Here is a 22146-nt window from a genome sequence, read left to right as displayed (position 1 = left end):
AGTCAATAGACGTCAAATGTCGCATGCCAGGAGGCACGGTGCCTCGCCCTTCAGCTGCTCCGGACTTGAACTACCTCAGACCGAAACAGACGGATGGACATCACGGCCAACCCCAGTTCGACCATGGCGAAAACGCCCAGTGATACTTCGAAGCCAAAGCGGAGCATCTCACCAAAGATCAAGCTACCCAGCCCCATGCCGACGAAGAGCATGAAGACGTTCAGCCCCATGGCTTGCCCAGGCCGCTTATCACCGAGCGAGGTGACAATCCCGCCGAAGAGCGGCTGCGTCATGTCATAGCCAAGAGAGAGAAGCATCGCCACCACCGGCGCAAGGATCAAGGGAAAGCCGAGGATCAGCAGCGCGGCTGCGACGGCGCTGAGCGCGAGACCAAGGGGCAGCAACCTGGCGCGGCCCCAGCGGTCCGCCGCCCGGCCGATCATCGGCCCGAGCAAGAAGCCCGGCACGCCGTATCCGAGCAAGGCCAATCCGACGCCGACCGGTCCGACGCCGTGTCGCTGTTCGAAATACACACCAAGCCACGTGAAGACGCCGGAGTGGAACATCGAGTTGACAAGGACATAGCCGTATGTGCGCTGCCCCCTTGGCGTGCCGAGGAGGCTCTTGTAGCCGCGGAAAAGATCGCCGAACGTGCCCGTGACCGGCTGCACTGCCGCAGCAATGATGCGGCGATAGGGCAGGAACAGGAGCAGGATACCCGCTCCAGCCGCTCCCACTACGAGAAACAGCCCTTGCCATCCGACGAAGGGAACGAGCATCGCGCCGGCGGGTGAGCCAAAGGCCATCCCGCCGGCCATGGCGCCAAAGAGCCAGCCTAGCGGGCGCCCACGCTGCTCATAAGGATAGAGGCGGCCGACGAGCGCGAGGCCGAGCGGCACGACGCCACTGGCGCCGAGCCCGGTCAGGACCCGCCAAAGGGCGATCTGTTCGATGGAGGTGGCCATCGCCGTCAAAGCTGTGAGTACGGCAAACGCCGCCAGCGACGCGAACATGACGCGGTGGATGCCCAGCCGATCCGCGAGAAGCCCAAAAACCAGCGTCGCGATTCCGTAAGGGATCAGATAGGCTGGCACAATGAGCCCGACTCTCTCGACCGACGTCCCGAAAGTATTGGCGAGCGTCGGTATGATGGGCGCGACCATGAAAGCTTGAAAGAAGATGACGAAGGTCGCCGCCGCGAGCATCCGAAGCAGGCGCTCGCGTTCATTGTTTACCTGTGAAACATCCATACCACTCATGTCCTTGTAACTTGCAGTTGCCATGTCCGTGCCTCACGCCGTCTGGATCGCGTCCGCCACAACGGGGCGGCCGACACTCAGTACCGCGTCGAAAAAGAGCTGCGGTCGACCCCACAGCGAATTGAAGAAGATTGCGGTGACACTGACGGCCATCGCGACCATGGCCCATACCGGATAGACGAGACCCGTCGCGGCGATAGGAATTCCGACGCCATTGAACAGGAAGGCGAGAGTCACATTCTGGAGCATCTTACGGTAGCTTCTCCGGCTGATCTGGCGCGCGACCGGAACAGCATCGAGACGATTGGAGAGGATAATGATGTCGGCTGACTCGATAGCGATATCCGTGCCACCACCCATGGCGATGCCAACATCCGCTTGCATGAGAGCGGGGGCGTCATTGATACCATCGCCAACCATGGCAACCCTTGTGCCGCCGACCTGAAGCTGCCGCACGATCTCGGCTTTACCGTCGGGCAGCACGCCAGCATGAACAACGTCGATGCCGACCTCCCTCGCGACCTTGTGCGCGGCACGCTCGTTGTCACCTGTAAGCAGGACAAGCTGGAGTCCATCGGCCCGCAGTTGTGCGACGGCCTTCACTGCTTCCGCCTTCAGCTTATCGCCAAGGCCAAGCAGTCCGAGTGCCCGTCCTCCCCTGCCGACGGCGATCACCGTTCGGCCAGCCTCCTCCAGCGCCACGATCCGGGCCTGTAGCTGCGCCAGGTTCACCCCCCGTTCAGCCAGGAAATGGGGGCTTCCGACAAGAACCTCCTCACCGCCGATGTCAGCGACGATGCCTTTACCTGGCATAGCCTCAAAGGACTCGACGTCCGGCGGGACGGCGCCTCGCTCGAAAGCCGCGGTGACCACTGCTTGAGCGAGCGGGTGTTCAGAGGAAGCTTCTGCCGCTGCCGCCAAGGCGAGCAGCTCGTCCTCTTCGCCATTTACGGCCTCAATCTCACGAACCGCAGGCTTGCCCTGAGTAAGCGTGCCGGTCTTATCGAGGACAATGGTCTTCACCAGCCGGAAGCCTTGGAAGGCTTCGCCGGTGCGCATGAGAATGCCCCGTTCGGCTGCCTCGCCGGCACCGCGCACTATGGAAAGCGGCGCGGAGATACCCACCGCGCAAGGATAGCCCATTACAAGCACGCTCAACCCGGCGAAGATTGCCCGTTCCAAGTCGACTTCGCCGGATACGAACCATGAGCCGACTAGCCAACCGATAAGAGCGAGCGTCGCAATAACGAGAACCGTCGGCGTATAAATCTGAAGAACTCTGTCTACGAGATGCAAGAGGCCGGGCTTGAGTGCCCGAGCGTCCTCGACTTCGCGAATGACCTTATGCAAGAAGCTTCCCTCGCCCACGGCTCGCACCTGAACAAGCAAGGTACCGTTGCCATTGATCGAGCCGCCGATCACTGCGTCACCTTTCTTCCGTTCGACCGGGATCGGCTCGCCGGTGACAAAGGATTGATCGACCGCCGAATGGCCGCTAACCACCTCACCATCGACTGGCACGCGCTCGCCAGGACGAATGCGGACGAGATCGCCGATTGCCACCTCCGCGATCGGCAGCTCCAACTCGAGGCCGTTGCGCTCGACCCGCGCTGCTTCCGGCTGAAGATCGAGGAGTTGCTTCACCGCCTGCGAACTGCGGGTCTTGACGATCAGCGAGAGCCATTCCGAGAAGATGTGGTAGGTCGTGACCATCACTGAGACGGCAAAAAAGGCAGCAGTCGGGTAAGCTGCGGGGGAGAAGACGAACCCGATCAGACCTCCGATGAGGCCGGCGAAGGCGCCCGTCTCGAGCAAGACATGTTGATTGAGAATGCCCCGGCGCAGTGCCTGTGCCGCCATCACCAGAATATGGCATCCGATGCCAAAGACCAGAATAACGGCCATGGCGGCGACAAGCCACGGAATGGCCGCAGCGAACCAGGCCTGCTCCTTGACAAGCATCAGCGCGAGCGCAGCGATGCCCAACCCACCGGCACCAAGAATCGCCGGAGCAAGACCTCGTGCTCGCAGCACGAGGAACATCAACCCGATGAGACTGAAAAACACCACCCCATGGATGGCGAGGGCCGCGATCCCCATCGGGTTCGTAATTAGGGCGATGGCGAGGAGACTGAACGCGGTGGCAACGAGAAAACGGCGGCCCTCGCGGACGAGCTCGCGCTCCTCCTCTTCGAAGGGCCGAACCTTGCGCGGGTCGGAAATTGTATAACCGATGTCGCGCAGGATTTTCAGCAGCGCCTCGGGCCGGGCGACGTTCGGGTCGTATTCAACCAGCGCCTGCTCATGCGTGAGGCTTACTGCGACCTTGTCGACGCCTGCTTGACTGCCAAGCGCCTTCTCGATCGTTCCAGTGCAAAGCGAGCAATGCAGACCGCCAATCCGGGCGCGTATCCTGGCCCGATCGGGTCGGCTCGCCGGCTCCTCGCTCCAGGGCTGGATGCGTGGTGCAATCGCTGTAGCCGTGTTCATGCCCTGACCTCCGGTCCTACGTTCGCCAGCGAACTGCCGGCATTATCCGATTGAGCCGAGTCTACGCTCCGTACCAACCTACGGAGTCAAGCGGGCATTGGTGCGTATTCTGCCCGGCTACGAGCTGCGCCTTGATCTCGGTGAATAAGCCGAAGCCGATCGACCAGAGGCCAAGGGCGACGAGCAGTAAACCGGTCCAGAGCGGTAGTAGTCGCGATAATGCAGAGCCAATCCAGCGCGCGCCGCGCAGACGGGATGAGGACCGCTGCCCTCGGCAACGACAAGGCGAACCCGAAAAGACCCAACGAAACAAAGCCAGCCGAAAGGCTTGCACCGCTCACGCCGCCTGCTGCAGCCATACCCAACAAGGCAAATATCAGCAGCGCAGCGCACGCTGGAATGTTGAGACCAAAGAACAGACCCAAGGCGACCGAACCACGCGACCCGGACAGGCCGCCGCGGCCGGGCCCAAGTGAAATCTTCAGCGATCCAGCGCGGCGGAAAATGTATAAGAGTCCGATTGCGAGTTCAAAAGCCCCCAGCTCGGTCACTGATCCTGAGCCGGAACTTGGTAGCCTGCCTTCTTGATCACTTCGACAAGGAGATCTTCCCTGACGGTTTGCGGATCGAAGAGAATACGCGCCTGGCCGTCTTTGAAGGAAACATCGGCGCCGCGTACGCCCGCCTCAGAACTCACGAGGGCCTTGATGTTCTGTGCGCAGCCGTTGCAGTGCATACCTTCGATCTTTAGCGTGACCGATTTCATTTGATCTTCCTTCGTGTTCGGGTAGAGGATATTTGGTTTTCAAGCCGCTCCCCGTCCTGAAGCGCCTCCAGAATGGTGCACCCCTTCAGCGCCCCCCGGCCAGGGCAGTCCGCAATCACTTTCTCTAGCGCCTTGCGGATCTTCTTGAGCTCCATGATTTTCTCGTCGACCTCGTCGATCTTCAACGCCGCCTTCTGGCGCACGTCGCTGCAATCGGCCGCAGGATCGGCCCGAAGCCAAAGCAGATCTTGGATCTCGCGGAGCGAGAAGCCGATCTGCTGTGCCTTTCGGATGAATCTGATCCGCCGCACTGTCTCGGCAGAATAGTGCCGATATCCGGCGTATCCCGGTTTCTCCGGCTGCTCGATCAATCCGCGCCGCTCGTAGAAGCGGATCGTTTCGACACCGACACCCGCCTCTTGGGCGGCCTTGCTGATCGTCAATGCTTGCATATTTTATCTGTCCATTGGCTGTGAGCGCCGTACAGAGTACAGCCCTCTGGGGAGGGATCATTGGGCAAGAGGCGTCAACTGTGTTGGCGACCCCTCAGCATCCACGAGCCTTCCGTCTCGGATATGGATGACATGATCGGCTAGCTTGGCCAGATCCTCTGCATGGGTAACGACGATCACGGTGCGCTCACGCGATATCTCTCGCAGGACTTCGTAGATGATCTGCCCCGAGCGCGAGTCGAGATTGCCGGTCGGCTCATCGGCCAAGACCAGGCGAGGCTCATTGGCGACGGCGCGGGCGATCGCGACACGCTGCATCTCGCCGCCACTGAGCTCGCGCGGACGATGCTTTAGCCGAGGCCCGAGTTGAAACCGCTCAAGTAGGGATTTCGCCCGCGCAAGCCGCGTGGCTTTCGGCACACCGTTGAACTCCATCGGTAGGGCGACATTCTCCAGCGCCGTTAGGTTAGGAATCAGATTGAAGGTCTGGAAGACGAACCCAACCGTCTGCCGACGAAAGCGCGTAAGGTCGCGTTGAGAGAGCTGGTTAACTGACTGCCCCGCGACGACAATCTCGCCGCTTGTGGGCCGGTCCATTGCGCCGAGTATGTGCAGGAGCGTGGACTTGCCACTCCCGCTCGGGCCGACGATTGCGACCATACCCGTTTCCTGGACCGTGAGGTCTAAACCGGCGGCGGCGTAGATCGTCTCTCCCCCCTTGCGATAGGATTTCGAGACGCCGCGAAGCTCTATCAATGCTTTTTTGCTATTCATCTTTCATCGCCTCCAGCGGAGAGAGTTTGATGGCCTGCCACACGCCGTAGGCACTGCCGATGAGGGCGGCAAGCACGGCAACCACCACGACCAGAAGAAGAACCGAACCGGACACATTACTACTGACGGTAAGGCTCTCGAACAGTGGCTTGTATTGGCTCGGCAGGAATGGGCCGATGCCGAGTGCAAAAAACTGCCCTGTGACCGCTTTACCGAAGAGCCGGAAAATCAGGAGGCCGAGTACGCCACCAAGCAGCGTGAATGCGAGAGCCTCGGTAAGAAACTGGATCGTGACGCCCCCGTTGCTCGCGCCGATGGCCTTCAGAGTGCCAATCTCTCGTGCCCGCTCTCGCACCTGCATTAGCAAGACGAAGAACACCACGACGATCATGAGGATGAATGCGACAACGCTACCGGCACTAGCGAGCTGAATGACGGACCGGCTTGTCGTCGCTGTAAAAACGGCTGCGCTTTTCGGCGCAAGGATGTCGGCCACGTCACCGACGGTCTCCTGGAGACGCTGGGCGATAGCTGCAACGTTCTCGACCGAGTCGGCTTGAGCGAAGACCCAAGAAAAGCCGTGGTCGACGCCGTAGATCGAACGAAACGTGTCAATCGGCATGAACAGTTGGAGATCGCCGAAGACATAACCGCTGGCGTACATCCCGATGACCCGAAGTTCGCGTTTAGGCCGTCGGATGCCGTAGATCACCGGGTGCGTGAGCGTGGGATCGACCGTGAACGTCGCCTTGCCCATGTCCTCGGGCTTGATCCCGGCCCATTCGGCATAGCCCTGGCCAATGATCGCCACATCCTGCCCGGCGTCCTCCGAAGTGAAATCCCGTCCGGCGATGACCCGCGGATTACCGGACTCGCCGTGCGATTCAAGACGCTTTACAGCCATCGGCGCGAGCCCGACATGCATCGCGAAATTCGGCAGCGTGGTGGGCGACATGGCCAAAAGGTAAGGCTCAACCTGGGTGACATGCTCGATCCCGCGGACCTTCTCCACCACGCCGTCGGGCAGGAGACGATCCTGGTTGCTCATGTTGACGTGGCCCATGGAGCCTCGGGCCCGAAGTTGCAGGACCGTGTTCACGTTCCTGTTCATTTCGGCGGTTTGCTGGTCGACGGCCTGTCCGATCGATTGCATCGCCAAGAGCAGGAAAAAGGGCGCACCAATTAGGAGGGCGATCAGAACCAGCCTGGATTTGCTGCGTAGAAGATTGCGAAGACCGAGAACGATCATACCCATCGAGCGCTCCTCACGTGTTTCTCATGGCTTGGATTGGACTCAGGCGGATGCCCTTAAGAATTGGATAGCAACTGCCGATGGCCGCGAAGGTAAGCCCACCAAGCACGATAAGTAGGAAGGTCTCGCCATCGATTTGAACGTCGACGCTCAGTGTCGTCTGCAGGATTTTAGCAAAGAGGACCGCTATCACGACGGCGCCAACCGCAGCCAGCCCAGTTAAAGCGACGATTTCGGCGAGGAACTGCTTCACGACTTCATAGTTTGGCGCGCCGATCGCCTTCAACGTGCCGATTTCCTTGATACGCTCCCTGGTCGTGAGGACCATGATAAAGACCACGAGCACACCACCGAGGGCAAACAGGAGAAGTGATCCGTAGAGGGTAGCCGCGGCGATGCTACCCAAGGTCGCTCTTGCCGACGCTACCTGCTCGGCCGCGGTGACCGCGTCGACACCAGGAATCTGCTGCAGTTCGTTCCTGATGGCTTCAACGTTAGCTATCGAATCCGCGGTGACCCAGATCTTCGACAGCTTGTCTCCTGGATGGAGAACCCGGCGAAAGGTCTCGATTGGAATGAAGACGTGGTTGTCACCGAAATCATTATCGGTGCTGTAGATGCCGACCACCTGGAGCGGCCTGCCACCAATGTTGATCGTCTTACCGGACAATACGGCATCGGTGGCCGGCGCGACGATGCCCAAGCGCTCGCGCGCGTAATGCCTGCCGACAACGGCGACGTCCTGGTCTCGATCCTGTGCACCAAGGTTGCGACCCGCGACGATACGGGCATTCTCGTAATCGACCTCGCCGATCGCCCGCAGCGGAGTGCCAAGCCTCAAACCAATGAGCATAGCATAAGCGTTCGGCACCGAAGGATCTATCTGAGGCTCCATAACGTATTCCTCGATCTTTGCGATGTGATCTGCGTGAGGGATCCCTCCAATTCGTTCTAGGGTTCGGAGCGAGAAATACTCCGTACCCTGCTCACGACCCATTTCGGCCGAACCTGCGGGCGCGTCCGCACCAAAGCCACCGGTGCCGAAGGCGCCAGCTTCGCGAAGCTCGATGACGGTTCGAACGTTGGCCTGCAGGCTCTCCAGCCGCTGCTGCGTGGCCAGCGCGCCCTGAACCATCACGGCAAACAGGCCGATGATGATGGCGAGCAGCAGCACCACGACCGCGGTGCGGACGCGCGTGCGAAACGGATTGCGTAAGCCCCTTGAGACTGCACTCATCGTTAGCTCCGGGTCGGGTGCGCGCTCCGCAGTAAGCGCGGACAATCAACTCATTGAGCACTCTACGGCCCGTACCATACTACGGAGTCAAGCCGTTTTGAAGATTTGCACCTCGCTCTTGCGACAGGGCCTGGCCAGTTCGCTATCCGCGATTTCATCGCATCGAAGGTAAATTCAAGGCGTTCGGTATCTTCCGGTATTCCTTGGAGCAGCGGCGGCATGCCCTGCGCCGAGGAATGCCTAGTGGCGATCGGCCAACGCTGAGCCCGGCGTGAACCACTCAACGCTCCTTGAACGCGAGTTGATTTGGGCCAACTCAAAACATGTAGTGAAGTGAGACGAGCAGAGTCTCATTGCGTCGTGGGCGGACAGCCACTTCGTGGTCAACCATCAGGCGGATACTGGGTGTGCCAACGGGATAATAGTTGACGCCGTAGCTATATATTTTGCGGTCCGATTGGCATGAAAGCACCGCATCCTCATAACGAAGCATTTCGAATTGAAGCTTTGGCTCGACCCAACTACTCCGGATGGCGCGAGGGGCCGATTCGCTGACGGTCAGATACCGACCAATCGGGAAGGCGTAGCCCGACGTGATCGAGAAAGACTGCGAGTCGAAATTCTGTTCGCTCTCTGCGAAAGCCCTGCTGTATTGCCAATAGGCGTAAAAGCCCTTTCCTACGACCGCTTGGCCCACGTTCCAGGTGATTTCCCTTACCTGCGACGTCGACGCTTCGCTCAGACCTTTCTCGAACTTGCTCGAAGCCCAACCGACTTTGAAAAATGTGCTCCAAGGCGAATTCTGCAAATCTGTCTGCGCGGGAAGCGGCAGGGGCCATTCGCCAGTTGCAAACCACACGAACCGACCCTCGAGAAGAAAGCCATCATTGTCGTTGCCAAGCTCGCCGGTCTGGATTCCACTGCCGTTCACAAGCGCCTGTTCGTAGAGCACGCGGCCGTTGAACGGCGACAGGACGACGTTGATGCCGCGATCCCTTGCCTTGCGCTGCACGGGTCCGGCTGCACGAGGTTCAGTGACGAAAAGTGAAGTCCGCGCGCTCACGGCCGGTCGGTTAAGCGGAACGCGCAGCTGACCCTTCTGCGCTTTCAGTAGCAACCTGAGCTTCTACCGTCGCCACAGTTTGATCCTGGGCGGCTGCCTCCGAGGCATAAACGAGCACAGCGCCCCCCAGAAGTATGGAAATCGCTCTGCAGGGCTTTTCGCGTGGGCTCGGAAAAATCACGAGCTGGCGACCACGGACGTGGCAACACTCGGCCCCTCTTTGCTCGCTCGGTACTTGATGATCGCCTGGGCACCCTTGAGCTGCGGAAGAAAGACCGACTGACCATCCTTCATCAGCTTCACGTTTCGGGTCACCTCAACGGCGATCCGGCCCGTGTCGCCGGCGGCTGGTTGCACAGTTAATGTGCCTTCGCAGGTCCCCGGCTTGTCAGGCGTCGGCGCACATAGGGTAAGCTTCGCATCGGTCACACTACCTCGGACTTCCCGCTCTTCGCCCACCATCGTGAACCTCTGTCCCGACTCGGATTCGCTACAGCCCATGAGCGGAATTGCTGCCAGCGCGGCGAACACGACCGGCCGCATCCTGCGGATCACTACGTTTCGCATTTTTATGCTCCTCCTCGTTCGAAAACGTAGCTTACGCTCTGGACTATAGTACGGGGTCAAGGACCTATGTCGGCGGCGGATGGCCCGGTTCATCAAGCCTTCCCCGGCTCAGAAAGAGCCTTCAGCCGGTGCATCTTGCAGAGACGTTGAACTGGCTCGCTCACCGTCGCGGCCGTGCTTAGAGAACGCCGGCTCCTGAGAATGATGAGCACCTTCGATAGGCAGCCCAAGCGAGATATCCTCCTACCAGGGATAGGAGCATCCCAAGCGCCATCTTCATGCCAGAGCCGCCCAGCAGAGGTGCGGCGAAGCCGGAGACCAGAGTCATGACGACAGTTTGGATGAAACCTTGCATAGACGCGGCCATGCCTCTGTTGTTGGGGAATAGGTCCAAGGTCAACAAGGTGATGCTTGGCGTGGCCAAAGACATCCCAATCGTGAAAATCATGATGGGCAGCACGACCCAGGGAAGTACCGGCGCGAAGAAAGCGTTGTACGATAAGTTTAGAGCAGCTCCTCCCATCATCACGAGAAACCCAAAGGCAACGGTTCTGTTAGGAGAGAACCGCCCAGCGAATTTGCCGGAGAGATATGCACCGAATATTACCCCAGACACCGCCGGAATGAACAGCCATCCAAACTGATTTTGCTTAAGGCCTAAATACTCAATGACGAAGCGCGGCGCGGCCGAAACATAGAGAAAGAAACCAATGAAGTTGCTACTCAATGCAAGCGAAAGCAGCCAAAAGGAGCGAGACCGGAGGACGGAGCCATAGCTTCGCGCTAGCTGCGTCGGCCGCATAGAAGCTCGCTTCGCCGGCTGCAGGGTTTCCGGTAAGTAAAAGTAACTAGCAATGAGCTGAACGAAGCTAAACGCAGCCATGAAAAGGAACACCGACTGCCAGGGAAACCAATTGTGCAGCCATCCTCCGACGACGGGGGCGGCAGCTGGTGCCAGCCCGAAGATCATGGTGATGTGCGAAAGCAATCGCTGCGCCTCTGGCCCTTCCAATCGATCACGAACGACGGCTCTTCCGACCACGCTCCCAGCGCCGACTGAAAGCCCCTGCAGCATCCGAAACAAGATCAGGAGCGCCAACGAGGTCGAGAGAGCGCCCCCGATCGAAGCGACCAGATAGACCGCCAGACCGGCGAGGACGATCGGCCGGCGGCCGAAGGCGTCCGACAGCGGTCCGTGTAGCAGCATCATAAAGCCGAAGCCGGCCAAATAGACGCTAAGGGTTTGTTGCAGCTCGAGCTGTGTGACTCCCAGGCTCACCATCAGCATTGGGAAAAACGGCATGTAAGTGGAAATCGAAAATGGGCCCAGCATCGTGTAACTGCCAAGCAACCAAGTTAGCCACGCAACTTCCGCTTTGTTCCTAGGTGGAGAATCGTCCTTATCGATTTCAGGCATTTGGGGCCCGGTCTGCCGTGCGAACTGATCGCAAGTTAAACTCTGTGCTCAACCGGAACTCCTTTTCTCGAATGCAACAGACCTTCTATGCGTGCGGGCAAGAATGATTCGTCGCGCGCCGATCCTGCTAGACGAAGGATTCAGCGACTTCTGCCTCACCTCACGGCCGCCTCAAACCGAGTCACAGTGGATAGAATTCCACTTGTAACGTCCGGACCATGGTCCAGTGTCAAGCTCGCGCTCGCTGGCCGCTCAGAACGCGCCAGCGGAGACTGACTGACGCGCCTTTCTTGAGCATAACGATGTAAGTAACAGCCAACCTAAACGCTGAAGTAGCCGCCGATCTCAGGCGGGCGCAGTGCCGATGTAGAGGAGCCGTTTTCTCCGTCATCCATGCGCATCAGCGAGGACTAATTGGACGACCTCGCCATCCTCCTTCGTGAAGCTCTCCGGCCTCCGATCAAGGAGGTCGAGAACGGCCTCGGAAGGGCGGGACAGCTTCACTCCCTTCCGCATCACGACGATGGGGCGGCTGATTAGGACCGGGTGCTCAATCATGGCGCGGAGGCCCGGCGCCGGTGTCGGCGAACAGCTGGAAGCGGCCCATGCCGTTTTTCTCGCGCCTTCACACACCCCATTTTGAGGGTGTCGTGTTTACAATAACCCGCGCCGCTGCTGAATTCCGGGCCTTGAGCAAATCCCGCTTTCTGCGATCCACGCACCTGTGCGGCACTTGGTTTATTGAGAACGTCACCGTCCGATATGCACGCCACAGCCCGCTAATTCCCGATTGATCGATGTGAAGGCTTCCACCTTTCCCGATCTATTGTTTTCTATCTCCTCAACTGCCCATCAAGAGGAGATGCAACATGAACGCTACGGCGAATACACCCATCAGAAGAACGATCCGGCGGCAACAGCTTCGCGAAATGGTGCCGCTTGCCGACAGCACTATCTATGAAATGGAGCAGCGGGGGGAATTTCCCAGACGCTTCGCCTTGACCCCGAGATGCGTGGTTTGGGATCTGGACGAGGTTCAGGCGTGGCTCGCGGCCCGTCGCTCAAAACCAATTCTTCGTGCGCCCGGCCCCGACGTGAAACAACGTCGAGCCCGCCCGGTCAAAGAGCAGGATCGGGCGCCAAGATCGGCATCGACGGCGGGATGAGCGTTGGCACGTACTTCTTGCCATCGACCCAGGCGTCCAAGATGTCCGACCACTCCTGCATCATGTGCCGACGCTGCACCTCATACTCGGCCTTGTTATAGACGCCGCGCGACGAGCGCCCGTCCTCATGCGCCAGGCACTTTTCGATCCAGTCGCTGTTGAAGCCGAGTTCGTTCAGCAGAGTCGAACCGGTCCGCCGCAGATCGTGTACCGTAAACGGCTCCAAGGGCAAACCTTCCGCTTTCGCCCGTTCGACAACCGCATAGGTGACCCGGTTGAAGGTGGCGCGCGACATTGGAGCATCTGCGTCGTACCGCGACGGCAGAAGGTATCTTGAATTTCCCGCACAGGTCTTCAGGGCGATCATGATGTCGAGCACTTGGCGCGACAGATAGACGTTATGCGCCTTCGAGCGCTTCATCCGCTCCTTCGGAATCGTCCAGACCGCATTCTCGAAATCGACCTCGTCCCAAACTGCATCCTGCAACTCGCTCTTGCGTACCATCGTAAGGAGGTAGAGCCGCATTCCCAACCGGATCGTGGGAAGCGTGGCGATGTGCTCGAGTTGCTTCAGCATCACCCTAATTTCAGAGGGCGAAAGCGAGCGGTCCTTCGGCACAAAGGTGGCGATTGATGCCGGGCCCACTTCGTCAGCCGGATTGGCGATCTTCTCCCCATGCAAGATGGCGAAGCCGTAAATCTGCTTCAGGATGTCTCGCACGTGGATAGCCGTTGCCGGAGCACCGCGTTCAACGATGCCGCCGCAATGGGCTCTCAGATCGTCTGGCGTAATCTCAGTGAGGAGCCGATTGCGCCAGACAGGTAGAAGCTCCCGCTCGAAGATGGAACGCCGCATGGCACGCGTGCTGTCGGCCATCGGCGCTGCGGTGAGCCACTTCTCCCCGAACTCTCCAAAACTCTTCGCCTCTTTCAGGCGGCGCTTATCGCGCTGCTTCTCGATCGCGGGCGATCGTCCTTCGGCTACGGCGCGCTTCGCGTCGATGCACTTCTCTCGAGCCCGGGCAAGCGAGATGCCGTCGCGCCCGTACCTACCCAGATAGACGGTCTCCCGGCGACCGTTGAGCCTGTAGTCTAGGCGAAATGAGATCGCGCCACTGGGCATCACGCGGACATACATGCCGTCGCGGTCGGCGACTTTGTAAATTTTCTCTTTTGGTTTCAATGCCTTGATGGCGGCGTCAGTTAACATCCTATTGCCTCCTGAAAAGTACCGTCAGCACAAATCCGGGACTCCTCGACAGATATTTGGCATTAAGTTCAATGGCTTAATACAAAAAAAGTACCGTCACGAGCCTCATTGCCCATGACGGTACTTTCAAAAATGCGGCTAAGCAATATGCCCAAGGTCCGTCAGACGGGCCGCCTGGCTCAAACTATATCCACCGATAGCCGCCGATCGTTATCGAAAGGATTTATTTTTGTTTTCAGTATCTTACGTCGTACTATGGCGTAAATTCGGATACGGTCGGATGGGCCAAAATCATTCCCACTCGATCGTGCCGGGCGGCTTCGAGGTGACGTCGTAGACGACGCGGTTGATGCCGCGGACTTCGTTGATGATGCGGGTCGCGGCGCGGCCGAGGAATTCCATGTCGTAGTGATAGAAATCCGCGGTCATGCCGTCGACGGATGTGACGGCCCGCAGCGCGCAGACGAACTCGTAAGTACGGCCGTCGCCCATGACGCCGACGGTTTGGACCGGCAGGAGCACGGCGAAAGCCTGCCAGATCGCGTCGTAGAGGCCGGCCTTGCGGATCTCGTCCAGATAGATGGCATCGGCTTCGCGCAGGATCTCCAGCTTCTCGCGGGTGATACCGCCCGGGCAGCGGATGGCGAGGCCCGGACCCGGGAAGGGGTGGCGGCCGATGAAGCTGTCGGGCAGGCCGAGCTCCTTGCCGAGCGCGCGCACTTCGTCCTTGAAGAGTTCGCGCAACGGCTCGACGAGCTGCATCTTCATGCGCTCCGGCAGGCCGCCGACATTGTGGTGCGACTTGATGGTGACCGAGGGACCGCCGGTGAAGGAAACGCTCTCGATGACATCGGGATAGAGCGTGCCCTGGCCGAGGAAGTCGGCGCCGCCGAGCTTCTTGGCTTCTTCCTCGAAGGTCTCGATGAAGAGGCGGCCGATGATCTTGCGCTTGGTCTCGGGGTCGGAAACGCCCTCCAGCTCGCCGATGAAGCGGTCGGAGGCGTCGACATGCAGCAAATGCAGATTATAGTGCTCGCGGAACATGGCGACGACATTGGCCGCCTCGTCCTTGCGCATCAGGCCGTGGTCGACGAGGATGCAGGTCAGCTGGTCGCCGACGGCCTCATGGATCAAAAGCGCGGCAACAGAGGAGTCGACGCCGCCTGACAGAGCGCAGATGACGCGCTTGTCGCCGACCTGATCGCGGATCGCCTGCACCGCCTTGGCGCGGTAGGCCGACATCGACCAGTCGCCCTTGATGCCGGCGATGTTATGGATGAAGTTGCCGATCAGCTTGGCACCATCGGGCGTATGAACGACTTCCGGATGGAACTGTACGCCATAGTACTTGCGCGTCTCATCGGCGATAAAGGCATAAGGCGCGTTCGAGGAGGTGGCAACGACTTCGAAGCCCTCGGGCAGCGCCGTGACGCGGTCGCCGTGGCTCATCCAGACCTGGTGGCGAGAGCCATTCGACCATAGACCTTCGAAGAGGGCGCAATCCTTGTCGACTTCGAGGAAGGCGCGGCCGAATTCGCGATGGTGGCCACTCTCGACCTTGCCGCCGAGCTGCATGCACATGGTCTGCTGGCCGTAGCAGATGCCGAAGACCGGGATGCCGCTGTCGAAGATGATCTGCGGTGCTCGCGGTGAACCTTCGTCCACGGTCGAGGCCGGGCTGCCGGACAGGATCACGGCCTTCGGCTGCAGCCGCTTGAAGCCGGCTTCGGCGGATTGGAAGGGAACGATTTCGCAGTAGACGCCGGCTTCGCGCACGCGCCGTGCGATGAGCTGAGTCACCTGGCTGCCAAAATCGACGATGAGAACGGTGTCTGGATGTGCTGTCTGGGTCATGGCGAGCCTTTAAAGAAAAGCGCTTTCCCTGGCAATCGGGCAAATCGAGCCGAAGCCGATTTTATTGTCCCGATTGTCCGTGCTTCTGCTTGGTTTCCGGTCCCTCAGAACCAGAATACGCCGTCTTCCAGTGCCGTAAACAGCCCGTCGACGGCGTAGGACAGTTTGCGGTCGATCACATGCAGATATTCCGTCCAGTCGGAAATGCGCTGCAGCTCGACCTGTCCGTCCGAAATCCCGCGCAGGCCGATCAGCGGCAGGCCGTAGATCTGGCAAGCGCGCAGCACAGCGAAGGTTTCCATGTCGACCATGTCGGTGCCGATACGCTTATAGGCATCCGCCCCGGAGACGATGTTGGCGCCCGTCGAAAGGCTGCCCTCTGCAATGGTGGGAATGCGCAGCGGCAGCTCGATCGTTGCCGGCAAATCGAGGAAGGGCGTGCGGCCTCTTTCGAAGCCGAGCGGCGAGGCATCCATGTCGCGGTAGGAGACCGAGGTGACCTGATAGACTTCAGTCTGCTCCAGCCTGGCGGAGCCGGCCGAGCCGAGCGACACCACGAGGTCAGGAAGATCGCCCTGCGCTTCAAGCTGCGCGAGGGCGCGGGTAAGACCGATCGACGCCTCGACAGGACCGACGCCCGTCATCAGCGGATCGATGCGGGAGCGTAGGAAGGGTCCATACTCGGCGTCGGCCGCCATGACGAACAGGATCGATTTGCCCGATACCCGCTTCAATTCGAATTTCATCCGCTAATTCCCTCTCTGCCCCGGATGACCATCATCGTTCCCGTCATCGAGGCAATCAGCTTGGCTGGCCCATCACCGATCGCATAGCCGCGCCCATCGGCGACGATGATCGTCGTCCCGGGCTTGGTGACATCGCCGCGAAACAGGAAGCGCTCGCCGCGCCCCGGCGACATCAGATTGATCTTGAATTCGATCGTGAGGATCGATGCGGAGGGATCGATGACGCTGTAGGCGGCAAAACCGCAGGCCGAATCCAACGCTGCGGCGATGATGCCGGCGTGCAATATGCCATGCTGCTGCGTCAGCTTGATATCGAAGGGCAGCTCGATCTCGACCGTACCGTGTTCGACGCGCGTCAATTCCGCACCGATCGTCGCCATCGCCGCCTGCCGCGCGAAGCTCGTTCTGATGCGGGTCCGAAAATCGCCGCTGCTTCCCGTCTCGTCTGCCCCTGTCATGCCGTCCCCTTTCGCGGGTGCGAAATTGGCACGGAGAGGCCGTTTGAACAAGGGCTATCTATCGCGAAAGGAAAGCCATTTGAGGGTTGCCGCCACGCCTTATCGGCATCGACGGCAAAGATGCCTACGCTGGCCGCTTGATCCGCACAATATGCTGATCCCAGGCCACATCGCTGCGCTCCCCCAGGAAATCTCCATCATAGGAAGAGACGGCGAACCCGTGAGGAGCCGGGGCAATGCCGGCCGCGTCGGCGATGCTCTCCACCTTCAGCACCCTGCCGGTCTTCGCATCGAGCGTCACCGACGTCCCCTCGACCGGTGATGTCACGCCGACGAGATTTTCGGCTCGGTTGACGGCAATGGCGCCGACATAGTTGCCGAGCGCCCGGGTCGCATCGTCGGGCAGGGTGACGAAGCTCAGGTCCTCGCCCCGCGCGAAGTGACCGACGAGCGGCGGAAGGTCGTTGCGATGGCCCTCGTACTGGCAGGCAAACCAGACGCGGCCGCTGGCATCGATATCGACATGCCGGGTCGAGACCTGGGCATATTGCGGCGGCAAAACATGCTTCTCGATCAGCCGCCCGCTGGCGGCATCGATCAGCGTCAGCGACGGTTCCATATGGTCGAGGTTGAGCTTGGTGCGGCCGAAATCCGGATGGGTCTCGATGCCGCCATTGGCAACGATCAGATACCTGCCATCGTCCGAAACCGTCATGTCATGCGGGCCTACACCGTAAGTCTCGTATTCGCCGATGCGGGCGAAGCGGTTGCTGCTGTCGTAAAGCCCGATGATGCCACGATTCCGATCGAAATCGTTCTCGCTGGCATAGAGCAGCCTGCCGTCGGGCGAAAACGTGCCGTGCCCGTAGAAGTGCCGGCCTTCTCTGGCGGTGATGACGATCGGCTCGGCCTTGCTCCAGGGGTCGAAGATCATCGCATAGGTGCCGGGCCGGCGTGCGAAGGCGACGGTCTTTCCGGTCGCCTTCGAGAAGGCCATGCCATGGGCGCGGGCCGGAAGAGCGACTTGATCGACGATTCGGCCTTGTTCCGTCACCGTCGCCACCGCGAAGGAGCCGTCGGCGGCGCGAAGGCCGGACGCGTAGACCGCATCGGCCCGCTCCAGCGCCACCAAGGCGCCGGGCTTCAGCGCCGCGAGGAAGGTCAGCCCCGCCGCCTTGACGAAAGCCCTCCGGTCGATCAGGCCGCTGCGCATAGCGTTCAATCTCCGTCTGCGAAGGAGAAGCCGGCCGAAAGTCCGATGGCGCCGCCGTACTGGTCGCTGAAGCCGGTGGCGAGATCGCGGCTGACGGCAAGCAGCTTGTCGATCTTGGCGCGTTCCGCATCGTTGCCGATGGCCGCCTCGATATCCGGATTGATAGTCGGCGCGGTCGTTGCGAGCTCGTTCAGAAGGCTGTCGATCTTGGCGGCGACATCACGCTTGTCCGGTGGCAGCAGGCTTGCCATGTCGGCCTTTTCCCAGAGCGTCTTGATCCCCTCGACATTGCCGGCAAACGAGGTCCAGGTGTTGGCCGAGCGCCAGTAGATCGCCATCTTCGGCCGTGCTGCCGCCTGGTCGCCCTTGTAGAAGGTCTCCAGCCGCTGGTCGCGCATATTGGCTGCGCTATGCACGAGAATGCCGAGCAGCGCCGTCACGGCCTCCTTGTTGTCCATGAAATCGTTGCTGTCTTTGCCCGGAAACTTCCAGGATTTCTGCACGCCGTCGGGCGCATCCCATTCGTCGGCGATTTCCTTGGCGGTGTTCTCGATATTGCCGGCCACAGCGGTGCCATAGCGGCAGCGGAAGCTCTGCTTGTTCTTGCCGAGAACGTCGGAACCGTTGCCGAAGAGCACATATTCCAGCGCCGTCATGCTCATCAGCGCCACGCTCTTGCCGGCGACGGCCTCGACGGTCGTGTCCTTTTCGTCAGCCTTGGCGATCAGCGCCTGTACCTGCTTGAGGCCGACGCCCTTGCGGTCGGGATAGAAAAGGATGTGCTCGAAGCGGTTCTTTTCGATGATCGGGCCGGTGTCGACGATTTCGATGCGCGCCCAGCTCTTCACCGTATCGCCGAAGGCCGCCTTTGCGCCCGAAAGCGTTGCAGCGGTGGGGTCGGCACAAAGCGCCTTCATCGCCACGGTCAGTTTCGTTGCAGAGTCATGCATGGCGCGGTAGCCTGGACGAATGACGTCGTCGACGGCCTTCTGCAGGGTTGCCGGCACGGCCGCCTCGTTCAGGCCCGCGCCGGTGGTCGTCGCATCTTCGGCATGAGCAGGGAGAGCCGCAACGGTCAGCAGCAGGCTGGCGGCGAGACGTTTCCAGTGGCGCATCAGAGAGACTCCAGAAAGTTGATGAGGGCTTGCCGATCGTCCTTCGAAAGACCGGCGAATGCGTTGCGGGCTTTTTCAGCCTCTCCTCCGTGCCAGAGGATGGCTTCGGTCAATGTACGGGCGCGGCCGTCATGCAGATAGGCTTGCTGGCCGCTCACCGTCTGTGTGAGGCCTATACCCCAGAGCGGCGGCGTGCGCCAATCGCGGCCGGATGCCATGCCCACCTGCTGCCCGTCGGACAAGCCTTCGCCCATATCGTGCAGCAGGAAATCGGAATAGGGCCAGATCAGCTGAAAGGTCTGCGGCGAATCCTTGCCGTCGCTGCCTTTGAGGTTGTCGCGGGTCACGAATTTCGGCGTGTGGCAGGCGGCACAGCCGGAGCGGTAGAACATCTCCTTGCCGTGCAGCACAGCGGGAGAGCCTGTTCCCCGGCGGGCCGGCACGGCGAGGTTTTCCGAATAGAAGGTGACGAGAGGGAGCACCGGGTCCGGCGCTTCCGTATCGCCGAGGCGCTTTTGCACGCCGTTCGGCATGGCAAGGCACTGCGGCTCCTTGGCGGTGCAATCGCCGTAGGGGTTCGGACGGTCCGGAGTCGAAATACCGATGTCGATCGAGAAGGCATCGGCCACCTGGTCGCGCACGGTGGCGTTCTGCGCTTTCCAGCCGAAGCGGCCGAGCGCGAGCTGGCCGGTGCGGTGATCGCGAACGATGGCGGCGCGGCCGCGTATGCCGGTGCCCTTCTTGCCGTCCGGGTCGGCATTGGCCAGGATGTCGGCATCCGGAATGGCTTCGATCAGGCCGAGGCCGATCATCGGCGGCGCAATGCGTGCCGAAAGCGTGGTGTTGGCATCCATCGGCCCGTAGGCGAGATCGCTGATGCCGTATGTCGGCTTGCGCAAAGTGACTGTCTCGCCGCCGGCAAGCGTCACCACCTCTTCGCTATAACGGACTGTCACCTTGCCCTCGGCGGCAAGGCCGGGCACGGCGAGATCCTGCAGCTGCGCGCCATAGGTCGAATCCGGAAAATTCAGCGCGTGAGAATCCCTGACCGCCTGTTCCTCATCCGGGGTGATGGCCGTGCGGGCCAGACGCAGCACCATCGAGGTCGCGGCAGCTCCGGCGGTTTCCAGCGGATGGCCGCGCCCGTCGCGGATATGGCAGCTTTGGCAGGAGCGCGCGTTGAACAGCGGGCCGAGCCCGTCAGAGGCCTGCGTGGAAGAGGGGGCCGAGACCCAGAGTTTGCGGAAGAGCGCGTTGCCGAGATGAAAATCCTGGCCCTGCTCCTGGTTCAGATTGGCTGATGGCTGCGAGAAGATATCGCGATTGACCTTGTCGATGGAGGTCAGGGCTCCGCCCTGCATCGTTTCGTAAGGTTCGGCCTTGAGGAAATTGGCGGTTGGCCGTGTGACGTCATGAACGCGCTTCAGTTCGTCGGCGGAGAGGTCGGTGCGATCGCCCGGAAAATCGAGGATATCGGCAGCGGCGAGCGTGATGGAAAAAACCAGAAAACCCGCGGCGAAGGCGGGCAAAAGGGCGCGATTGGCCGGCAAACCTGTCATGGGTATCGGGGCGGCAGCGCCTTGTCGCGCTGCCGCCCTCCCTCATTACTTCTTCTTGAAGACGGAGTTCGGATCGTCCAGACTTGCCGAACCTTCAAGCTTGATGGTCCCGAGATCGAGCGCGGCGATGACGCGCTGGATGCTCTTCGTCTGATCGAGCAGGCCGTCGATGGCCTTCTGCACGGTGGCGTTGCCCTCCTTGTTGCCTTCGCCGATCATCTGGTCGTATTTCTCGACCGTCTCGCCGCGATGCACCAGTGCCTTCATGGCTTCGAGGGTGACGTTGAGCTTGCCTTCCATCTCCTTGTCGAGCGCTGCGTCCTTGGCCTTGACCAGATCATGCAGCGACGGACCGGTCATCTTGGTGCCGTCGACGCGGGTATAATTGCCGTTATAGGCGGACGCGATGCCGATAGCGTCGCCATTGTGCTCGTTGTAGGTGTTGTCGGAGAAGCAATCCTGCTCCTCTTCCGGGTCGTGCAGCAGCAGGCCGAGCTTCATGCGTTCGCCGGCAAGCTCACCATAGGAGAGCGAGCCCATGCCGGTCAGGATGGTGGTGAGGCCAGCCTGCGGGTCTGCTTCGACATGCTTGGTGGCTTCGCCGTCCGGCGCCCACTTGTCCGTCATGTCCTTCAGATCGGCGACGAGCAAGGTCGAGGCGGAGCGCAGATATTCGGCGCGGCGGTCGCAATTGCCGTGCGTGCAATTCTTCAGGTCGTAGTCGGTGGCAGGACGCTCGCCGGCGCCCGGTCCGGTGCCGTGCAGATCCTGGCCCCAGAGCAGGAATTCGATGGCATGATAACCGGTCGCGACGTTTGCTTCGACGCCGCCTGCCTGATGCAGCGTGCCCGACAGGAATTCCGGCGTCAGATGCGAAGCGTCGACATCCTTGCCGTTGATCTTGATCGACTTGTTGGCGATGACGTTTGCGACATAGAGCGCGTTCTCGTCGCTTTCCGTGCCGTAGGAGGCGTCGACATAGTCGATCAGGCCCTCGTCGAGCGGCCAGGAGTTCACCTTGCCTTCCCAATCGTCGACGATCGGATTGCCGAAGCGATAGACTTCCGTCTGCGCATAGGGAACGCGAGCCTTGATCCAGGCTGCACGCGCTGCCTTCAGCGTCTTGTCGCTGGGGTTGGCGAGAAGGGCGTCGATCGCCTTGTCGAGCGCTTTCGCCGTCGTCAGGGAGTCCTGATATTTGGCGTGGGCCAGTTCGGCATAATGCTTGATAACTGCGGCCGGCTCCGGAGCGGCTGCGAGAGCCGGCAGGCTAAATGCGGCGGTCGTGACGACGGCCACCGCGAGCGCGGCGCCAACATTGATTTTTAGTTTCATGTTCCTCTCCTGTGACAGCGGGGGCACCGTCAAAACTTGGCATTTTGTGTCATGTATGAAAAACAAACTTGTGTCAAACGCTCTAGTTTAGAATGATTTTAAGGCGCGAGACGAGTGGCTTCACGACAGCGACGCAAACGGATTCGCCTGCAAATGCGGGGATGTAAGCCGCAGGGTGAGCCGGCAGTGCGATAATCGAAGGTGGGTGGTGAT

General features: G+C 60.5%; 19 protein-coding genes and 1 pseudogene. 1 reads left to right on the top strand and 19 read right to left on the bottom strand.

The features are described from left to right. Positions 1-50: 50 nt before the first annotated feature. The 11 genes and pseudogenes from BJ928_RS05980 to BJ928_RS05925 all read right to left on the bottom strand — a co-directional run. On the bottom strand, positions 51-1283 hold the full coding sequence (locus BJ928_RS05980) for an MFS transporter (protein ID WP_245432228.1): 1233 nt from the start codon (positions 1281-1283) through the stop codon (positions 51-53). A 9-nt stretch (positions 1284-1292) separates the two neighbouring features. After that, positions 1293-3749, bottom strand: a complete 2457-nt coding sequence (locus BJ928_RS05975) for a cation-translocating P-type ATPase (protein ID WP_047628496.1) — start codon at positions 3747-3749, stop codon at positions 1293-1295. A gap of 547 nt (positions 3750-4296) precedes the next feature. Then, a complete protein-coding gene (locus BJ928_RS38730) occupies positions 4297-4515 on the bottom strand; it encodes a heavy metal-associated domain-containing protein (RefSeq protein ID WP_047628494.1) in 219 nt (72 codons plus the stop codon). Next, entirely contained in the window at positions 4512-4967 is a 456-nt protein-coding gene (locus BJ928_RS05960; RefSeq protein WP_047628492.1) for a MerR family DNA-binding protein, read from the bottom strand. The genes BJ928_RS38730 and BJ928_RS05960 overlap by 4 nt, the downstream gene beginning before the upstream one ends. Positions 4968-5024: 57 nt before the next feature. Continuing rightward, positions 5025-5741 carry an ABC transporter ATP-binding protein gene (locus tag BJ928_RS05955; RefSeq protein ID WP_047628491.1) on the bottom strand — a complete coding sequence of 239 codons (717 nt, stop codon included), beginning with the start codon at positions 5739-5741 and terminating at the stop codon, positions 5025-5027. Further along, positions 5734-6996 (bottom strand): ABC transporter permease, encoded by a 1263-nt coding sequence (locus BJ928_RS05950; RefSeq protein WP_047628490.1) that lies wholly within the window; start codon positions 6994-6996, stop codon positions 5734-5736. The genes BJ928_RS05955 and BJ928_RS05950 overlap by 8 nt, the downstream gene beginning before the upstream one ends. Before the next feature lie 10 nt (positions 6997-7006). Beyond that, positions 7007-8230 (bottom strand): ABC transporter permease, encoded by a 1224-nt coding sequence (locus BJ928_RS05945; RefSeq protein ID WP_047628489.1) that lies wholly within the window; start codon positions 8228-8230, stop codon positions 7007-7009. 316 nt (positions 8231-8546) lie between these two features. Further along, on the bottom strand, positions 8547-9242 hold the full coding sequence (locus BJ928_RS05940; RefSeq protein WP_047628488.1) for a hypothetical protein: 696 nt from the start codon (positions 9240-9242) through the stop codon (positions 8547-8549). 228 nt (positions 9243-9470) lie between these two features. Continuing rightward, positions 9471-9860, bottom strand: coding sequence for a hypothetical protein (locus BJ928_RS05935; protein ID WP_047628487.1), 390 nt, complete (start codon positions 9858-9860; stop codon positions 9471-9473). Between the two features lie 178 nt (positions 9861-10038). Continuing rightward, complete coding sequence (locus tag BJ928_RS05930) at positions 10039-11277, bottom strand: multidrug effflux MFS transporter (protein WP_082011756.1); 1239 nt, start codon at positions 11275-11277, stop codon at positions 10039-10041. 387 nt (positions 11278-11664) lie between these two features. Then, positions 11665-11844: pseudogene (locus tag BJ928_RS05925) on the bottom strand (ArsC/Spx/MgsR family protein); the annotation flags it as partial. Positions 11845-12146: 302 nt separating this feature from the next. On the opposite strand from BJ928_RS05925, the gene BJ928_RS05920 reads away from it, so the two are divergent. Then, complete coding sequence (locus tag BJ928_RS05920; protein WP_082011754.1) at positions 12147-12443, top strand: AlpA family phage regulatory protein; 297 nt, start codon at positions 12147-12149, stop codon at positions 12441-12443. Here BJ928_RS05920 and BJ928_RS05915 read toward each other — a convergent pair. The 8 genes from BJ928_RS05915 to BJ928_RS05880 form a co-directional block, all read right to left on the bottom strand. Continuing rightward, on the bottom strand, positions 12397-13653 hold the full coding sequence (locus BJ928_RS05915) for a site-specific integrase (RefSeq protein ID WP_047628485.1): 1257 nt from the start codon (positions 13651-13653) through the stop codon (positions 12397-12399). The genes BJ928_RS05920 and BJ928_RS05915 overlap by 47 nt on opposite strands. A 291-nt stretch (positions 13654-13944) precedes the next feature. Beyond that, positions 13945-15507, bottom strand: coding sequence for a glutamine-hydrolyzing GMP synthase (gene guaA, locus BJ928_RS05910; RefSeq protein WP_047628484.1), 1563 nt, complete (start codon positions 15505-15507; stop codon positions 13945-13947). Positions 15508-15611: 104 nt separating this feature from the next. After that, positions 15612-16253 carry a 5'-methylthioadenosine/S-adenosylhomocysteine nucleosidase gene (locus BJ928_RS05905; protein WP_047628482.1) on the bottom strand — a complete coding sequence of 214 codons (642 nt, stop codon included), beginning with the start codon at positions 16251-16253 and terminating at the stop codon, positions 15612-15614. Further along, positions 16250-16711 carry a PaaI family thioesterase gene (locus BJ928_RS05900; RefSeq protein WP_047628480.1) on the bottom strand — a complete coding sequence of 154 codons (462 nt, stop codon included), beginning with the start codon at positions 16709-16711 and terminating at the stop codon, positions 16250-16252. The genes BJ928_RS05905 and BJ928_RS05900 overlap by 4 nt, the downstream gene beginning before the upstream one ends. Positions 16712-16835: 124 nt before the next feature. Then, positions 16836-17924 carry a DUF1513 domain-containing protein gene (locus BJ928_RS05895; RefSeq protein ID WP_047628479.1) on the bottom strand — a complete coding sequence of 363 codons (1089 nt, stop codon included), beginning with the start codon at positions 17922-17924 and terminating at the stop codon, positions 16836-16838. Positions 17925-17929: 5 nt separating this feature from the next. Further along, positions 17930-19039 (bottom strand): imelysin family protein, encoded by a 1110-nt coding sequence (locus tag BJ928_RS05890; RefSeq protein ID WP_047628477.1) that lies wholly within the window; start codon positions 19037-19039, stop codon positions 17930-17932. After that, positions 19039-20598, bottom strand: a complete 1560-nt coding sequence (locus tag BJ928_RS05885; protein WP_047628475.1) for a di-heme oxidoredictase family protein — start codon at positions 20596-20598, stop codon at positions 19039-19041. The genes BJ928_RS05890 and BJ928_RS05885 overlap by 1 nt, the downstream gene beginning before the upstream one ends. A gap of 45 nt (positions 20599-20643) precedes the next feature. Continuing rightward, positions 20644-21933 (bottom strand): imelysin family protein, encoded by a 1290-nt coding sequence (locus tag BJ928_RS05880; RefSeq protein WP_047628474.1) that lies wholly within the window; start codon positions 21931-21933, stop codon positions 20644-20646. Positions 21934-22146: the final 213 nt, after the last annotated feature.

The organism is Rhizobium sp. WW_1 (assembly GCF_003610155.1).
GTDB classification, from domain to species: Bacteria; Pseudomonadota; Alphaproteobacteria; order Rhizobiales; family Rhizobiaceae; genus Rhizobium; species Rhizobium tropici_A.
Note: the sequence above shows the minus strand (reverse complement) of the source record. Positions and strands in the feature narration are given on the sequence as shown.

Excerpts from the sequence above, each read along its gene's own strand:
- BJ928_RS05980 (WP_245432228.1), bottom strand. The coding sequence starts at position 1,283 with ATGGCAACTGCAAGTTACAAGGACATGAGTGGTATGGATGTTTCACAG.
- BJ928_RS05975 (WP_047628496.1), bottom strand. The coding sequence starts at position 3,749 with ATGAACACGGCTACAGCGATTGCACCACGCATCCAGCCCTGGAGCGAG.
- BJ928_RS38730 (WP_047628494.1), bottom strand. The coding sequence starts at position 4,515 with ATGAAATCGGTCACGCTAAAGATCGAAGGTATGCACTGCAACGGCTGC.
- BJ928_RS05960 (WP_047628492.1), bottom strand. The coding sequence starts at position 4,967 with ATGCAAGCATTGACGATCAGCAAGGCCGCCCAAGAGGCGGGTGTCGGT.
- BJ928_RS05955 (WP_047628491.1), bottom strand. The coding sequence starts at position 5,741 with ATGAATAGCAAAAAAGCATTGATAGAGCTTCGCGGCGTCTCGAAATCC.
- BJ928_RS05950 (WP_047628490.1), bottom strand. The coding sequence starts at position 6,996 with ATGGGTATGATCGTTCTCGGTCTTCGCAATCTTCTACGCAGCAAATCC.
- BJ928_RS05945 (WP_047628489.1), bottom strand. The coding sequence starts at position 8,230 with ATGAGTGCAGTCTCAAGGGGCTTACGCAATCCGTTTCGCACGCGCGTC.
- BJ928_RS05935 (WP_047628487.1), bottom strand. The coding sequence starts at position 9,860 with ATGCGAAACGTAGTGATCCGCAGGATGCGGCCGGTCGTGTTCGCCGCG.
- BJ928_RS05930 (WP_082011756.1), bottom strand. The coding sequence starts at position 11,277 with ATGCCTGAAATCGATAAGGACGATTCTCCACCTAGGAACAAAGCGGAA.
- BJ928_RS05920 (WP_082011754.1), top strand. The coding sequence starts at position 12,147 with ATGAACGCTACGGCGAATACACCCATCAGAAGAACGATCCGGCGGCAA.
- BJ928_RS05915 (WP_047628485.1), bottom strand. The coding sequence starts at position 13,653 with ATGTTAACTGACGCCGCCATCAAGGCATTGAAACCAAAAGAGAAAATT.
- guaA (WP_047628484.1), bottom strand. The coding sequence starts at position 15,507 with ATGACCCAGACAGCACATCCAGACACCGTTCTCATCGTCGATTTTGGC.
- BJ928_RS05905 (WP_047628482.1), bottom strand. The coding sequence starts at position 16,253 with ATGAAATTCGAATTGAAGCGGGTATCGGGCAAATCGATCCTGTTCGTC.
- BJ928_RS05900 (WP_047628480.1), bottom strand. The coding sequence starts at position 16,711 with ATGACAGGGGCAGACGAGACGGGAAGCAGCGGCGATTTTCGGACCCGC.
- BJ928_RS05895 (WP_047628479.1), bottom strand. The coding sequence starts at position 17,924 with ATGCGCAGCGGCCTGATCGACCGGAGGGCTTTCGTCAAGGCGGCGGGG.
- BJ928_RS05890 (WP_047628477.1), bottom strand. The coding sequence starts at position 19,039 with ATGCGCCACTGGAAACGTCTCGCCGCCAGCCTGCTGCTGACCGTTGCG.
- BJ928_RS05885 (WP_047628475.1), bottom strand. The coding sequence starts at position 20,598 with ATGACAGGTTTGCCGGCCAATCGCGCCCTTTTGCCCGCCTTCGCCGCG.
- BJ928_RS05880 (WP_047628474.1), bottom strand. The coding sequence starts at position 21,933 with ATGAAACTAAAAATCAATGTTGGCGCCGCGCTCGCGGTGGCCGTCGTC.